Annotated in this window: 15 protein-coding genes; 11 read left to right on the forward strand and 4 right to left on the reverse strand. The window is 52.4% G+C overall.

Translation table 11 applies throughout. The features are described from left to right. Nucleotides 1-156 precede the first annotated feature (156 nt). Nucleotides 157-2,040, reverse strand: coding sequence for a SpoIIE family protein phosphatase (locus tag METMI_RS0101335; RefSeq protein WP_019864372.1), 1,884 nt, complete (start codon nt 2,038-2,040; stop codon nt 157-159). Nucleotides 2,041-2,176: 136 nt separating this feature from the next. On the opposite strand from METMI_RS0101335, the gene METMI_RS0101340 reads away from it, so the two are divergent. Continuing rightward, nucleotides 2,177-2,554, forward strand: coding sequence for a hypothetical protein (locus tag METMI_RS0101340; protein WP_019864374.1), 378 nt, complete (start codon nt 2,177-2,179; stop codon nt 2,552-2,554). A gap of 1 nt (nt 2,555) precedes the next feature. Here the strand turns inward: METMI_RS0101340 and METMI_RS0101345 are convergent, their stop codons facing one another. The 3 genes from METMI_RS0101345 to METMI_RS0101355 form a co-directional block, all read right to left on the reverse strand. Beyond that, nucleotides 2,556-2,996, reverse strand: a complete 441-nt coding sequence (locus tag METMI_RS0101345; RefSeq protein WP_019864375.1) for a YcgN family cysteine cluster protein — start codon at nt 2,994-2,996, stop codon at nt 2,556-2,558. Nucleotides 2,997-3,056: 60 nt separating this feature from the next. Continuing rightward, on the reverse strand, nt 3,057-4,025 hold the full coding sequence (locus tag METMI_RS0101350; protein ID WP_019864376.1) for a MerR family transcriptional regulator: 969 nt from the start codon (nt 4,023-4,025) through the stop codon (nt 3,057-3,059). A gap of 139 nt (nt 4,026-4,164) precedes the next feature. Then, nucleotides 4,165-5,295, reverse strand: a complete 1,131-nt coding sequence (locus tag METMI_RS0101355) for a PQQ-dependent sugar dehydrogenase (protein WP_019864377.1) — start codon at nt 5,293-5,295, stop codon at nt 4,165-4,167. A gap of 119 nt (nt 5,296-5,414) precedes the next feature. Between METMI_RS0101355 and htpX the strand changes: the two genes are divergently transcribed. The 10 genes from htpX (at nt 5,415) to METMI_RS0101405 (ending at nt 15,551) form a co-directional block, all read left to right on the forward strand. Continuing rightward, on the forward strand, nt 5,415-6,290 hold the full coding sequence (gene htpX, locus METMI_RS0101360; RefSeq protein ID WP_019864378.1) for a protease HtpX: 876 nt from the start codon (nt 5,415-5,417) through the stop codon (nt 6,288-6,290). A 120-nt stretch (nt 6,291-6,410) separates the two neighbouring features. After that, entirely contained in the window at nt 6,411-6,803 is a 393-nt protein-coding gene (locus tag METMI_RS0101365; protein ID WP_019864380.1) for a hypothetical protein, read from the forward strand. A 14-nt stretch (nt 6,804-6,817) separates the two neighbouring features. After that, the gene (locus tag METMI_RS0101370; RefSeq protein ID WP_019864381.1) at nt 6,818-7,495 is read left to right on the forward strand and encodes a DUF2760 domain-containing protein; all 678 of its coding nucleotides are present in this window, start codon (nt 6,818-6,820) and stop codon (nt 7,493-7,495) included. Then, nucleotides 7,492-9,561 (forward strand): Hsp70 family protein, encoded by a 2,070-nt coding sequence (locus tag METMI_RS0101375; RefSeq protein ID WP_019864382.1) that lies wholly within the window; start codon nt 7,492-7,494, stop codon nt 9,559-9,561. Before METMI_RS0101370 ends, METMI_RS0101375 begins: the two co-directional genes overlap by 4 nt. A gap of 275 nt (nt 9,562-9,836) precedes the next feature. Further along, on the forward strand, nt 9,837-10,328 hold the full coding sequence (ssb, locus tag METMI_RS0101380; protein WP_019864383.1) for a single-stranded DNA-binding protein: 492 nt from the start codon (nt 9,837-9,839) through the stop codon (nt 10,326-10,328). 143 nt (nt 10,329-10,471) lie between these two features. After that, a complete protein-coding gene (locus METMI_RS25185) occupies nt 10,472-11,368 on the forward strand; it encodes a tetratricopeptide repeat protein (RefSeq protein WP_019864384.1) in 897 nt (298 codons plus the stop codon). A gap of 257 nt (nt 11,369-11,625) precedes the next feature. Continuing rightward, a complete protein-coding gene (gene prmB, locus METMI_RS0101390) occupies nt 11,626-12,558 on the forward strand; it encodes a 50S ribosomal protein L3 N(5)-glutamine methyltransferase (RefSeq protein ID WP_019864385.1) in 933 nt (310 codons plus the stop codon). A 1-nt stretch (nt 12,559) separates the two neighbouring features. After that, complete coding sequence (aroC, locus tag METMI_RS0101395; RefSeq protein WP_019864386.1) at nt 12,560-13,648, forward strand: chorismate synthase; 1,089 nt, start codon at nt 12,560-12,562, stop codon at nt 13,646-13,648. A 366-nt stretch (nt 13,649-14,014) separates the two neighbouring features. Then, a complete protein-coding gene (locus METMI_RS0101400; protein WP_029151422.1) occupies nt 14,015-14,425 on the forward strand; it encodes a hypothetical protein in 411 nt (136 codons plus the stop codon). Between the two features lie 49 nt (nt 14,426-14,474). Next, nucleotides 14,475-15,551: a hypothetical protein gene (locus tag METMI_RS0101405; protein ID WP_019864390.1), complete on the forward strand. Its 1,077-nt coding sequence runs from the start codon at nt 14,475-14,477 to the stop codon at nt 15,549-15,551. The last annotated feature ends 27 nt before the right edge of the window (nt 15,552-15,578 follow it).

The following is a 15,578-nucleotide window of genomic DNA, read 5'->3' on the forward strand; positions in this document are numbered from 1 at the left end:
GGCACCTATCGGCATTTTGGGACCTTCAATACGTCACCCAACCCCGGCGCCGCTTCGGAGTTCCGGCAACCCTTGTTGGATGACGGCGCGACAAAACGGCCGAGATAGCTATGCGATCCATCACTATTTTTAGGTAACGCCACTACGGCTTGGCGGCTAATGCCTTTTAAAAAGCAGCAAGGTAATATCGTCATTAAAGGTGTCACGCTGACAAAAACCTTTCAACGCATTGAGCATGGCATTGATAATATTTTGCGGGCTTTCCTTGGCCTGTTCCACCAACACCGTGCTGACGCGCCCGATGCCAAAAAACTCGCCCTGCGCATTGTCCGCTTCGGTCAGGCCGTCAGTGTAGACCAGCACAATATCATCCTCACCAAGCAGCAGCCGCTTCTCTTCAAAAATAATATCTTCGCGTACGCCAAAAATCATGCCGTCAGCATCCAGCCGCACACATTCGGTTGTGTTTGCCCGCAGCAATAACGGCGTCGGATGCCCGGCATTGGCGTAACTGAGTTGTTGCTGGCTGATGTCATACTGCAAATAAAACGCGGTGACAAAATAATCGGCCTTGTTTAAGTCATCAAACAAAAAATGGTTGAGCAATTCCAGAATGGCCGCCGGCTTTCCGGAATGGCTGGCTTGGGTGCGGATCACGCTCCGCGCTTCGACCATAAACAATGCCGGGCCGATGGAATGTCCCGACACATCGGCAATCACCATGTCCAGGCGATTTTCGTTGTGATAAAAATAATCAAAATAATCGCCACCCACCTTACCTGCCGGCAGGCATAAGCCAGTGACTTCAAAATGCGCTGATTGTATGGGGGCGGATGGCAATAAGGACGTTTGTATTTGCTGCGCTATTTTGATTTCACTTTGGGCAATCGCCAGGGTGATTTGCGCATCACGGATTTGCTGTTCAGCCACCTTACGCGCCGTGATGTCGTGGATAAATCCGCTAAAAATATAACTGTTACCGATTTTTAATGGCGACACGCTAAGCTCGATGGGGAACGCCGAGCCATTGCTTCGGATGGCGACATGCTCGACCAATTTGTTTAACCACGGGCTCCCGCCCGTATGCAAAAACGATTTCAGCTCCTGCCGGAAAGCTTGCCGAAATTGTGGCGGCACAATCAGCTGGTCCAAAGGCTGGCCGATAGCCGCTTCGGCGCTCCAACCGAAGATCTGTTCCGATTGCCGGTTCCAATCGGTGATGATGCCATAGGCATCCATGATGACAATGGCGTTGGTGGAGCTTTCTATGATCAGGCGGGTGCGCCTTTCGCTTTCTATTAAGGCGTCATGAAAGTATTTTTTGGCGGTAATATCGCGGTCAACCCCACGCCATTTGATGAGCTTACCCGCCGCATCCATGATGGGCAGCCCTGTCGATTCGGTAAAAACCAGATGTCCGTCTTTATGGCGGTGGTCGTTGATCAGGCCATAAAACGGTTTTTGGCTGGAGGCATAGTGTTTCTGGTCGGCCATATTCTGCTCCGTCAGAAATTGGGTGTAATGCTTACCCATCACTTCCTGCTGGGTATAACCTAAGATTTGCTGCACGGCCCCGCTGCTATAAATATAGTAGCCATTCCGGTCTTGCTCCCATAACCACTCGCCTGTCATGTCAGCCATTTGCCGGAACCGCTCTTCACTCTCGGTTAATGCCGACCCTATTTCCTGGCATTGGCTGGCACTGATGGCCATGGCCTGGCCCATGCCCAAAGGGGTTATCAGTAGGGCCATTTCACTTTTGCCAGATTCTTGGGCAAACAATGCGGTGGCGGTCACCAACACTTGCACCCGTGCATTGCTTTGCGTGACCAGGCCACATTCAACTGAACCATCGGCAATATCCAAAACTGGCGGCAACACGCGGGAACAATCTTCACTGGCAAAAATCTTTGAGAGCGGCTGGTTAACCAGGCCGTTAGCCTGATAGCCCAACAAATCGGCGGCATTGGCATTAAGTTGTTTAATACGCGGATCAAACCTTCCCGCATCAGCGTATTCGATAAGGATTAGGCAGAGCACCTTGACCTATCCCCTTGCCACTGAGGGCAAACTCTGTTTTATGGACAAAATAATCTCTTCTTAAGATATTGGGTTTATGCTTCTTCCCTATACAATAAAGCACTGAATACTTTATAACTGAAATGGAAAAACCAAAATGAAAAACCATCGTTTGTTTATCCGGGTATTAATCGCAGTTTCATGGGTATCGCTAACGGGATTCAAGCAGCCATCCCATCATAACGTGCCAACGGCAACGGCAAAATCCGACACCAGCAAGGCACCGGAAGAACCGCCACCCAAACCGCCGCTGGATTTGACCATCCCCTTTAAAAACCCTGAAAACACCAAGCCGTCGTTCCTAGAAACCAACCATAACCAACAAAAAGCCTTTGACGGCTTATTCGCCGCCAAACCGAAAACCAGAGAACGTCCCTTCCAACTCGATGGCAGTTTGATCTCATCGCCTGAACCTGAAGCGGAAAAGCGCAAATCGGTAGACGGCGCAGGCATTGTGATCAACATCAAGGAATAAGCTAATCGAGCCACTCGATGATATGGTCTTCATAATCTTCTGAAGGCTTAAGCGTGGAAGCTTTCAAGGCATAATGGCTGACAGACATACCCGCCGCCTTGACGCTGTTTTTTGTCCCTGACACCAAAGGATGCCATTCAGGCAAATCTTTGCCCTCACCGACCAGCCGGTAAGCACACGTCTTTGGCAACCAGTGATGGTACCCGGCAAAGTCGCGTTGCCTTAAATCCAGGCATTCGGAAACCAACTGGACGCGCCTGCCATAATTTGTGCAGCGGCACGTCTTCAAATCCAACAAATCACAAGCGATACGGGTTAAGGCAACCTCCCCGGTATCCTCATCTTCCAATTTGTGCAAACAGCATTGCCCGCAACCATCGCATAACGACTCCCATTCTTCATGGCTCATTTCAGCCAATTTTTTGCTGTGCCAAAAACCCATCGCAATCCAACCCAGTAGTTATACCTAATTACACGCCCTTATTCTACAGACGCTAAGCCGTCACTCAGTTGCGCACTGGTGGCCCGCCGCCAAGCCATCCAAAATCGCCCGGAAATGGTCATAGTTTTGGACATCCAACACCCCGGCCTCATCCAACACCGCCTTATAATCCGCCGCCGCCCTGCCGCCGACAATCAGGGCGGCGCGGGTGCCCAACAGTTTTTTCAGGCGCCTGATTTCTCTTGGGATAACCAGGTCATCATTGTTGAAGCTAATACTCAGCGTCACGGCCACCGCGTTGGTGAAGCGGACGGCGGCGGCGATTTCTTCGGCGGGCAGGTTCGCCCCCAGGTAAGTCACTTGCCAGCCTTTCAGTTCGGCAATGATCGCCGCCAGCAGCGCCCCCAACTCATGCAACTGCCCGATTGGCGTCGAAACAACCATCCTCGGCGCGTTAGCGGCGACCGGGTTATTGTTACGCAGGATATAAGTCAGCGAACGGATAATCGACGAAGCCATGTGTTCATGCACGGGCCTAAGTTCACCCGAACGCCAACGCTCGCCTATTCTAGTCAATAAGGGCGTCAATAAATGTTCGATAAACGCGTCGGTGCCCAGCTCGACAATCGCATGTTCAAAATGCGCTTCCAGCGTGTTGGCATCGAAAGCCACCACGGACGAATAGCATTTTTCGATATATTCTTCGGCAAGGCACCGCTTACCGGTGGCGCTAATCGGCGCGGAGGTTAAAACGGCGGCCGTTTGCTCGCTTTTGACCAAGCGCCTCAATTCTTCCAGCGGTAACCGGGCAATTTGGCTAATGCTATGCCCGTGACGGGTCGCTTCGTTAAGGAGCACTAAGCGGGCAATGTCTTGCGCGGTGTAAACACGATGCCCGCCAGCGGTGCGGGTCGGGGTAACCGCCTGATAGCGGCGTTCCCAAGCCCTGACGAGATCGGACTTGACACCCGACCTTTTGGAAACCGTGCTGATCAAATATTGTGCGGAATCGTCATTAAGATTATCCATCGTTGCTTCATTGCATCTAGTAATAAAAGCCACATACTAACATAGGCCTTACAGAACCTGGACAAAATTTGAACACCATTAACCAGCTTTCAAACCTTAAAATACCAAAAATCATCAACAGCCAACAAAAAACCCAACTTCAATGTGTCGGCTTGTAGGAAACCTTATAAATCAAGCCCTGCTTGTCATCGCTAATGAGCAAACTGCCATCAGGCATCGCCAGGATATCGACTGGCCTTCCTGACACCGTGCCATCCTTGTCCAACCAGCCACTAATAAAATCCTCTTCCGCCACCACCTGCCCCTGTTTATCAAACTTAAGCAACACGACCCGGTAACCTTGTGGCTCGGTACGGTTCCATGAACCGTGCTGGGCGACGAACAACTGGCCCTGGTAAGCAGCCGGAAACTGCCCTCCTTGATAAAAACGCATCCCTAAGGGGGCCACATGCGCGGGGTACTTCCAGACAGGTGCGGTAAAGTCGGCGCATTTTTTGCCGGCGGCGAATTCAGGATCCGGAATATCACCGCCGTGGCAATACGGGTAGCCAAAATGCTCGCCTTTCGTTGTCCAACGGTTCAGTTCGTCAGGCGGCACGTCATCCCCCAGATGATCACGCCCATTGTCATTGAAATACAATGCCCCTGTTTCCGGCTGCCAATCGAAACCCACCGTGTTGCGGATGCCCCGCGCCAGAATTTCCAAACCGCTGCCATCGGGGTTGAGCCTGACCAGCGAGGTGTAAATGTCCTGCCCGGGGTTACAGATATTGCACGGCGCACCGACGGCGGTATACAGCTTGCCATCAGACCCAAAGCGCAGGTATTTCCAACCGTGGTGCTTGTCTTCGGGGAATTTGCCGTACACCACCACAGGCGCGGGCGGATGGCCAAGATGTTGGACAACCGCGTCGTAACGCAAAATGCGGTTGATCGCGGCGACATACAATGCGCCATCTTTATAAGCCACCCCATTAGGCATAGCCAAGCCGCTGTCTATTAGCCGGTGCGGTTCGGCAAGGCCGTCGGCATTGCTGTCAGTGACGGCATAAACCTTACCTTCTTTACCAGTGCCGACAAATACCACGCCGTTATCGCCCAATGCCAAACTCCGCGCATTGGGCAAACCGTCGGCATAAACCGACACGCTAAAACCTTCTGGCAAATGCAGCTTATCCAGCAACGCCTGATGGTTGTCCACAGCAAAAACGGCACAAGAAGCCGAAAACAAAACACCCGCCAACAAGCTTTTCAAAAAACGTAAACACATAAGGTGACCTCCGTTAATAAACTTTACGCTATATTATCACTCTGATTGGCGATTGAATTCACCCATTCAATCCCTATATCTGATTCACACCTAACACAACACCATAAAAGGGCTTCACTATGATGCGCATTTTCCTTTTTCTGGCAACCAATGCTGCGATATTGCTTGCCATCAGTTTTATTTTTAATGTCTTGGGCTTAAAAAGCACTTTAGACGCCCAGGGTGTCAACCTGAACTTGGACGGGTTACTGATGATGTCCGCCATCATTGGCATGACCGGTTCGTTCATCTCGTTGGCGATGTCGAAATGGTCAGCCAAACGCACGATGGGCGTCCATGTCATCACCCATCCTGAAAACCAAACCGAACAATGGTTATTGGCAACTGTCACCCGGCAAGCGCAACAAGCCGGTATCGGTATGCCAGAAGTCGGTATTTTTGAGGCGTCCGAAGCCAATGCCTTTGCCACCGGCATGAGCCGTGACAGCGCCTTAGTTGCGATTAGCACCGGCTTGTTGAACAACATGGACGAAGACGAAGTGGAAGCCGTCATCGGCCATGAGCTCACCCATGTCGCCAACGGCGATATGGTCACCATGGCCTTAATGCAAGGCGTCGTCAACACCTTTGTCTACTTCTTTGCCACGGTGATAGGCCATGTCGTTGACCGGGCCGTTTTCAAAACCGAACGGGGTTATGGCCCGGCCTATTACATCACGCAAATGGCCGCGCAAATTGCCTTAAGCATTTTGGCCTCAATGCTGGTGATGTGGTTCTCCCGCCGCCGGGAATTTAGGGCGGATGCGGGCGGGGCCAAACTTGCCGGCCGCGATAAAATGATTGCCGCATTACGCGCTTTGCAACGTGCCCATGAGCCCACTGCGCTGCCCGCGCAACTGGCGGCTTTTGGCATCAATGGCGGCGGCATCAGCCGTTTGTTCATGAGCCATCCGCCTCTTGAAGAGCGTATTGCCGCCTTGGAAAACGCCCGGTGACACTATAATCTGGCAGGTTTTTAAATCCTGCCAGATTTTTTATCCGTTATCCATTTTCAAACCGATAGCGTAAAATCGGGGATTCTTAGATTCCATTTTCCATTATTTATCAGGAATACCATGAACAAACTATTTTTATTGTTAGCCCTCATGCTCGGCAGCATGACTGTGTTTGCTAACGACGCCAAAAACGAATGGCATAATACAAACTTATCTGATACAACCATCGCGGAAATCCGGAAAGCAACACTCCAATATAAAATATGCGTCTCCGACGAAATGCAAAAACCGGCTTATGCCTTGATGGACACCCGCTTGGCAACCGACACCATCACCAAAATGTGCGAACCGGTTTTGGCTAAAATGCGTGACGTTTATCTGGTGCAAAAAGTGCCGGGCATTATCGCTGACCGCCACTTAAAACAAATGCGCATCCAAACCACCCGCTTGGTTTTGCAAAACCTCATGTTTGCAGACGCCGCGCGTAAATCGGGTCAACAACAAAAACAATAAAACCCTCATTTACCATGAACAATCAATACACTATAGATTTAACCCTGCAACCGACAACTTTTGACTTATGGCATGTCGGCCTTGCCGGCGCCGTTATGCTGTTGTCACTAACCCTGCTCATACTTTTGCTGGCTATGGTCATTAGCCTGTCGCGGGGCCGGAAACCATCCGCCGGGGCGGCCATCATCCAACCACCAGCCGAACCTATCGTAAAAGTTGTTGAAGTCGAAAAAATAGTAGAAGTCGAAAAAGTTGTCGAGGTGGAGAAAATCGTCCACGCGCCCGCCCCGGAACCCGTCATATTAAAGGAAGCTACCCCTGACGCCGCTTTGCAATTATTGGGCTTATTACAAAAAGAAGCGCGCTTCCTCGACTTTATCAAGGAAAACATCACCGCTTACAGTGACGCCGATATTGGCATCGCCGCACGGGTGGTCCATGAAGGCTGCAATAAAGCGCTCAATGACCACTTTAGCTTGGCACCCGTCCGCAGCGAGGCGGAAGGCAGCAAAATCACCGTACAACCGGGTTTTGATGCGGGCTCCATCCGCCTAACCGGCAACATTGTCGGCTCCGCGCCCTTCACGGGGACGCTAATCCATAAAGGTTGGCAAGTCACCGACATGCGTTTGCCCAAATTGACGCAAGGCCACAACGCCGCCATCGTCGCAGCCGCCGAGGTAGAGCTATGAGTTTGTTTGACCATATCAAAAAAATACAGGAAAACCTTCAGGATCCCAAGCCCCAGGAAATGGCCCAAGAACCCCCAACAGAAGCGCGCCCTTCCCCTGAACCTGAAGCGGTGGCCACTAACCAACCTGGAGACGGCAGCGGGCCGGAACTGGCATCCCCGCCTCCTGCCACGCCAAGCGTCACCGAAAATGCCGCGCCGGCTATTGAACCCTTGCCCTCCGTGCCAGTTTCCGATACCCGGCACTTTTCTGTGGGCATTGACTTGGGCACGACCCACTGTGTTTTGTCTTATGCCCCAATAGGGGCCGAGGATGACGCCTTTGTCCAGCAGGTCATGGCCATCCCGCAATTGACCGCACCAGGCATGGTAGAAGACCAGTACCAATTGCCCTCTTTCCTGTACCAGGCCCATGAAGCCGAATTGGCTGAAGGTTCCACGGCATTGCCTTGGACGGCTAAACCGGATTTTTTGGTCGGTGAAATCGCCCGTAATCTAGGCAGCAAAACCCCCATCCGCCTGGTTGCCAGCGCCAAAAGCTGGCTATGCCATGCTGGCGTCGACTGCAAATCACCGATCTTGCCTGTCGACGCGCCAGATGAAATCGCCCGCGTTTCGCCTTTCCAAGCCAGCGTCGCCTATTTGCAGCACATGCGGGATGCCTGGAAATTCCAGTTCCCCAATGCCCCGCTATCCGAACAAGATGTGGTGATTACCGTACCGGCCTCGTTTGACCCTGCCGCACGCGAACTGACGGTGGAAGCGGCCCGTACCGTGGGGCTTGGCCAAGCCATCCTCCTGGAAGAACCGCAGGCGGCGGTCTATAGCTGGATAGAAAAGAGCCAGGGTGAATGGCGGAAACAAGTCAATTGTGGCGACATTATCCTGATTGTCGATATAGGCGGCGGCACCACCGACTTGTCCTTAATTGCCGTTACCCAGCAAAATGGCAATCTGGAATTGACCCGTGTAGCGGTCGGCGACCATATCCTGCTGGGCGGCGACAACATGGACTTGGCGCTGGCATACACCGTCAAAGCCAAACTGGAAAAAGAAGGCCAGCGCCTGCAACCTTGGCAAATTCAGGCCTTGACGCACAGTTGCCGCGATGCCAAAGAAAAACTGTTTACCGATGGCGGCATCGACACCATCCCGCTGGTTGTCGCCAACCGGGGCTCTTCAATGATAGGCGGCACCTTACGCACCGAGCTGACCCGCGACGAAGTCAACCGCGTATTGGTTGAAGGCTTTTTGCCCACCGTCGCCATCAGCGACCGCCCTGTTAGCCGCACCCGTTCCGGTTTAAGGACGGCCGGCTTGCCGTATGCGCAGGATGCCGGCATCACCCGCCATCTCGCGGCCTTCTTATCCAAACAGCAATACGCCACCAGCGACTTGCCCGATGTCAATTTGCCGGAACACGCGACGTTTCTGCACCCTTCCGCCGTGCTATTCAATGGCGGCGTGTTAAAAGCCGACGCCCTTGCCGAACGGCTGATGCAAGTCCTCAATGCTTGGCTGGCTGCCGAACAGGCTCCTGAAGCCCGCCTATTGGCGGGTGCTGACCTTGACCTCGCCGTTGCCAGAGGCGCCGCCTACTACGGTTTTGTGCGCAAAGGCCGGGGCGTGCGTATCAAAGGCGGCACGGCGGCATCCTATTATGTTGGCATTGAGAGCGCCATGCCTGCCGTCCCTGGACTGCCACCTGAATTGGAAGCGTTGTGCATCGCGCCGTTTGGCATGGAAGAAGGCACCCAAGAAGAACTGCCTGATGATGAATTCGGCCTGGTTATCGGCGAGCCCGTGCGGTTCCGCTTTTTTGCCTCAAACACCCGCCGCGAAGATCCCGTCGGCACCCGTTTGGATTACTGGGGCGATGATGAACTGGCGGAATTGGCGGAAATTGAAATCACCTTACCGGAAGCAGGCCGTAGGCCAGGCGAAGTCATTCCCGTGCATTTATGCGCCGCCGTCACTGAAGTCGGCACGCTCGAACTACACGCCGTCTCGCAAAAAGATGAAGGCCGCTGGAAAATTGAATTTGATGTCCGGGCCGGTGAAAAGTAGGCGCAGTTAAGCGATACGGAAGCCACCAAAACACGGCGGGGCGGGGTTTATAACCAATGCCGTTAAATTAAGCCGTTCGTGCTTCGACAAGGCTCAGCACGAACGGCTTAATTTAACGGCATTGGTTATAAACCCCAACCCTAAGGTTTGGACTATCAAGAACCACTCTGCAAGCGCCATTGGGCGACAACAACACTCCAGCTGGCCGGGCAACCATAAAGCTTACCCTTACAAATCCGCGCAAACCCATCAATGGCAGACAGATTGGAGGAACCATGTTGAATAAGGTCATGTTAATCGGGCGCTTGGGCGCTGACCCTGAAATCAGATACTTGCCTAGCGGCAGTGCAATAACGACTATCCGCTTGGCCACCAGCCGCCGCTGGAAAGACAAACAAACCAATGAAAACCGCGAAGAAACCGAATGGCACCGGGTCGTTTTTTTTGCGCGGTTGGCGGAAATCGCAGGCGAATACCTAAAAAAAGGCAGCCAGCTTTACGTTGAAGGACGCATCCGCACCCAAAAATGGCAAGGCCAGGATGGCCAAGACCGCTACACCACCGAAATTGTTGCCGAAGAAATGCACATGTTGGGCAGCCGTAGCGGCGGCACTGGCGATTTTGGTGCGGAACCGCAAACAACCCAACCCAACAAACCTGCTTATCAAGCCAACCCGTCCCCACCACCACGGCAGCCCACCAACAACGCGGCGATGCCTCCCGCGCCACCCACTTATGATGACTTTGATGATGACATCCCGTTTTAGGCGCTATCTGACGGTTTCTTATCTTGCTGGTGGAAAACCAATAAGGCCTTTATAATCTGAGCATTTTTTATTCACCGTATCAGACGCCCATATCAGCTTAAAGCGGCTACGGCGGGTTATGAACGACTGGATGTAACTACTACATGTTAACTCAAAGATTTTTCTTCCTCTGTTCACTGTCTGTTCTGGTCACCGGATGTTCCCAGGACCTGTTCCGTATCCGGGAGCCCGCACCTGTTTATGAAAGCAATCCCGTTGTTTACCAAGACATCCCAATAGCGGAACCTGAACCTAAACCCGAAATAAGCCCTGAAGCCAACGTCGAAATCAAGCCGATTGAAGACACCGGGGCTATTGCCACACCCACAGAATTGCCACCCGAACCGCTTCCCACAGAACAAACGCGTGACCTGCTCACGCCTGAACAAGAAAAGGAACTGGCGGAGCTCGAGAAGGCGGCGGCCGCAAATGACGCCAATGCAAGCAACCCCGACGCCACGCCGCCAGACCAAACGGGAGCCAACCCTTCGGAACAACCCACACCGCCCGGACAACCTGCGCCTACTCCCGCTGAAAACGCAACCACACCACTCCCAATTGCCGGACAACAAAATACCGGGATACCAACACCAGCTGCACCCGTTATTCCGCAGCCTGTGGTGGTGCCACCGCCCCCACCACCGCCTCCGCCTTTTGAGCCATTACAAACATTCGCCCCTTTATCACCCGTCGTGGGCACGCTGGTGTTGGCCGCCAATAAAAGCACCGAAAAGGGCAATGTGGAATCGGCGACCGCAACGATTGAACGAGCCATCAGGATAGAACCAAGAAACGCCACCTTATTTTATAAACTGGCCTTATTGCGCCTCAAGCAATCAAAACCCAAATTGGCGGAAGATTTGGCAAAAAAGTCCGTCCTTTTGGCGGGAAACGACAAACAGCTAAAAAAACATAGCTGGCTATTAATCGCCAGGGCCAGGGATATGCAAAACAATCCTGAAGGCGCGAAAGAAGCCCGCAAAAAAGCCGAAAAACTTTGATCACACCTGTTAAACGCGTTGCGGGGAACCAACTAAAACCATTAACTGGCAGGCCATGTGGCCAGCCCTCTTCGTGGTCTTATGCCTTGCGGACGGACGGGCTCCACAAGGCACACGGGGCGTAGAATCTGGCATGTGCCCTATGGCAGCCGCAACGCGGCCCTGAGCTAGCCGGGCAGCAGTCGGGCCACGCAGCAGCTTTTAAACATGTCATTTAGTTGACGCCTAGTTATTTACTTACCCAAGCACAATACATCATGCAAACCACACCCCCTGAAGTTTTGACCACCTTAAAGACCTTACGTGATTACATCCGCTGGGCGGCCAGCCGCTTTACCGAACACCAAGTCAGTTTTGGGCATGGCACCGTCGCTGCACTAGACGAAGCCGCCGCACTGGTCTTGCACACCGTCCACCAACCCTACAATCTTGCCGAAGCCTATCTGGATACCGTGCTGACATTGGACGAACGCCAATCTGTGATCGACATGATTGGCCGACGCATTAATGAGCGCATCCCTGCCGCCTATCTGACCCATGAAGCCATTTTTGCCGGATTGTCATTTTACGTTGATGAACGGGTTCTAGTCCCCAGATCGCCCATCGCCGAACTCATTGAACAACGCTTTGCACCGTGGATTGATGAAGAGCAGGTCAGCAATATCCTTGATTTATGCACGGGAAGCGGCTGCATCGCCATCGCCTGCGCATACGCCTTCCCGGAAGCTTACGTCGATGCCGTCGATTTGTCCCCTGACGCACTTGCCGTTGCCGAGCGGAATGTCAACCAGCACCACCTTGCCGATGCCGTGACCCTGTACGAGTCTGACTTGTTTGAAGAACTGCCAGAAACGCGCTACGACATCATCGTCAGCAACCCGCCGTATGTGAACCTGGAAGAATGGCGGCAATTGCCCAAAGAATTCCACGCCGAACCCGAAATGGGGCTAAAAGCGGGCGAGACGGGCCTGGACATCGTCATACGCATACTCGTGGATGCCGACAACTACCTGACCGACACAGGCATATTGGTCGTTGAAGTCGGCAGCAGCGCAGGCACTTTGCAGGACAAATTCCCCGACGTGCCATTTTACTGGCTGGATTTTGAACGCGGGGGCGATGGCGTTTTCTTGCTCACCGCCGAACATGTCAACTTTTACCATCAACACTTTTTAGCGGCTTTGTCATAACATGTCTGGAAACTCCATAGGGAAACTCTTCACCGTCACCAGTTTTGGCGAAAGCCATGGCCCGTCCATCGGTTGCATCGTCGATGGTTGCCCCCCGGGCATGGCCTTGAGCGAAGCCGACTTGCAACATGATTTGGACCGCCGCAAACCCGGCACGTCACGGCACACCACGCAACGCCGCGAAGCCGACGAAGTGAAAATCCTCTCCGGCGTGTTTGAAGGCAAAACCACCGGCACACCGATTGGTTTGTTGATCGAAAACACCGACCAACGCTCGAAAGACTATGGCAAAATCGCCGAAACCTTCCGCCCTGGCCACGCCGATTACACCTACCAACAAAAATACGGCTTCCGCGATTATCGCGGCGGCGGGCGTTCCTCGGCGCGGGAAACCGCTATGCGCGTCGCGGCGGGCGCCATCGCCAAAAAGTTTTTGTTTGAACAGGCAGGGACTAAAATTCGCGGCTATTTGTCACAACTGGGGCCGATCAAAATCGAAAAACTGGATTGGGCCGTCATCGACAGCAACCCGTTTTTCTGCCCCGACATGGATAAAGTGGCGGAAATGGAAAGCTACATGGACGCCTTGCGTAAAGAAGGGGAATCCATAGGCGCCAGGATTGAAGTGGTCGCCAGCAACGTGCCGCCAGGCTTGGGCGAGCCGATTTTTGACCGGCTCGATGCCGAACTCGCCTACGCGCTGATGGGCATCAACGCCGTCAAAGGCGTGGAAATCGGCGATGGCTTTGGCTGCATCGACAGCAAAGGCACTAAATTCCGCGACGAAATCACGCCGGATGGTTTTTTAAGCAACCATGCGGGCGGCATTTTAGGCGGCATTTCCAGTGGCCAAGACATCCGCGCCAGCATCGCGCTGAAGCCGACGTCCAGTTTGAGGCTGCCCGGCCGCACGATCAACACCCACGGCGAGGCCACCGAAGTCATCACCGAAGGCCGCCACGACCCCTGCGTCGGCATCCGCGCCACGCCTATCGCCGAAGCGATGGTGGCGATAGTGTTGATGGACCATTACTTACGGCATCGGGCGCAGAATTTGGGTGTGGCTTGTGGCTTGCCTGTCCTGAGGTAAGTTACTGGGAGCAGCCGGAACGGAACGCTTGCCGCCTAGACTAGGTTGTGATTTAGTAGACAACCATCAAATTAACATACTGCATACATCGTGCTTCCGGCCATAACACCAATTTGTTCCCGTCTATCAGCAGAATTTTTAACACTTTTTCCTGTAGTACGGAATGATTAATAGAAACGCAAGAAACACCGTCACCTAAAAAATTAAAAAATTAAAAAATATTGCGGCAGTTTCACATCACCAAAGATGCGCCATTTCCACATTGGTTGAAACGTCTGGTACATTTATAAATCGGGAGCCCAGCATTTTTCCTCTCTATTTGTCGGGACGTTAATCCGGTATCGCGCCATAAAACAAGGACTTACTATGAGAACAAAAGTTAATTTCCAATCCCGGCTTTTTCTATCCATTAGCTTATCTGCCGCCTTCTTCACCGCACAAGCCGCGCCCCCAGCGCTGACAACATCCAGCTTCATGAAACATGACCTCAGTTTTGAGCAGTGCCAACAAAAAAGCAAAGAAATTATGGGTAAGATGAACCTTGAAATCGAAGACCACGGCAACGGTACCATAGGCGGGTTTGGTGAACAAAGTGTCGCGGTGGTCAATTGCCATCATCTGGACAAAACAACTTACGTCCAGATTGCGGTGGCTAGCCAAAAACAGGAAGCGGCTGAAATGATCATGAACTATTTGGTCGCGTATTTGCGCTCCAGCCCGACTAACGAAACAACCAAGCCCATCGACTCGACATCAAAACCGGCTTTCGCACAATAATGCTATGATCGGACACCGAGCCGACAATAAAAATAACAAGGGGAATCCGATGAAATTAAGGGTTTTGGTATTGATGGCTGGAGTCCTGACGGCTTGCACTCCAGTACAGACTAAAAAGAATGATGGCATCCCTCCCTTATCAGCCGTCGTGCCCTTGGTCAAGCAAGGCATGAACGTGGCTGAAGTTACCAAGTCCCTGTCAGGGCACAAGCCTTTCCTGCAATATACTTACCACAACAATGCCATTTGGGAGGTTGTTGAGCGCAATAGCGACCCCAAGACCAACACGATGAATGCCAACCGTTTGAGCATCCAATTTGGTCATGATGGGAAAGTTTCAGAATCGGCATCGACATTTTGTTTTTTGCCGGATATGGAGCCGATGCTCGGCAAATCGCCTGAAACACGTTGTTACCAAAAGCAAGTGTATCCTTTCGAAAAAAAACTGACCTATGATGCCATCAAACGGTTGTTGATCATTTCTAATTATCAGGTGGACCATTCCGACGCCGCCTCTGAAATTATCTCCGCAACGGGGATGCATGGGATAGAAGGCGATAAAGACCAGATGATGTTCATTAAATTGTCGATCATTTTTTCTGCCCAAGCCAAGTCCACGGAAGTGGTCATGTCGGCAACGTTCAGCATGTCAGAAAAACAATCCACATGGGTCCAGGCGGGATTCGGCGGTGTTACCCTGCCCGTTCCCTTGCCTTTCCAAAGGACAGAGGAATGGGTGGATAGCGGGATTGTCACACCCAAATTCTATTTGGAATTTTATGACGCGTTATCGAAATTGATCGCGCGTGAATATTTGCCTTATACGCCACTCACCATTACGGATCCGGCTAAGTCCTTGAATCCGTCGCCCGTTATCATAAACAACAAACCGCTTGATTATTCCCGGCCTAAAGAAGCCCCAAAACCTAACAACACGATAAAATCCATTGATGCCGAGCTTTCCGACCTTGAAGGCCCGATTGACGGTAGCCCTAAAGCTCAAAAAACATCCGATTTAAAAGAAAGCCCCGCTCAAGATGACGCACCTGAGGAATTTGGGCAGGACAGCGATATTTTTTCAGAATTGCATGGCAGGCCCATAGACAGCGGCAAACTAAAAAAATAATCTGCCGCCAACCCAGGCTACCGGCGC

Source organism: Methylovulum miyakonense HT12, from assembly GCF_000384075.1.
Classification (GTDB): Bacteria; Pseudomonadota; Gammaproteobacteria; order Methylococcales; family Methylomonadaceae; genus Methylovulum; species Methylovulum miyakonense.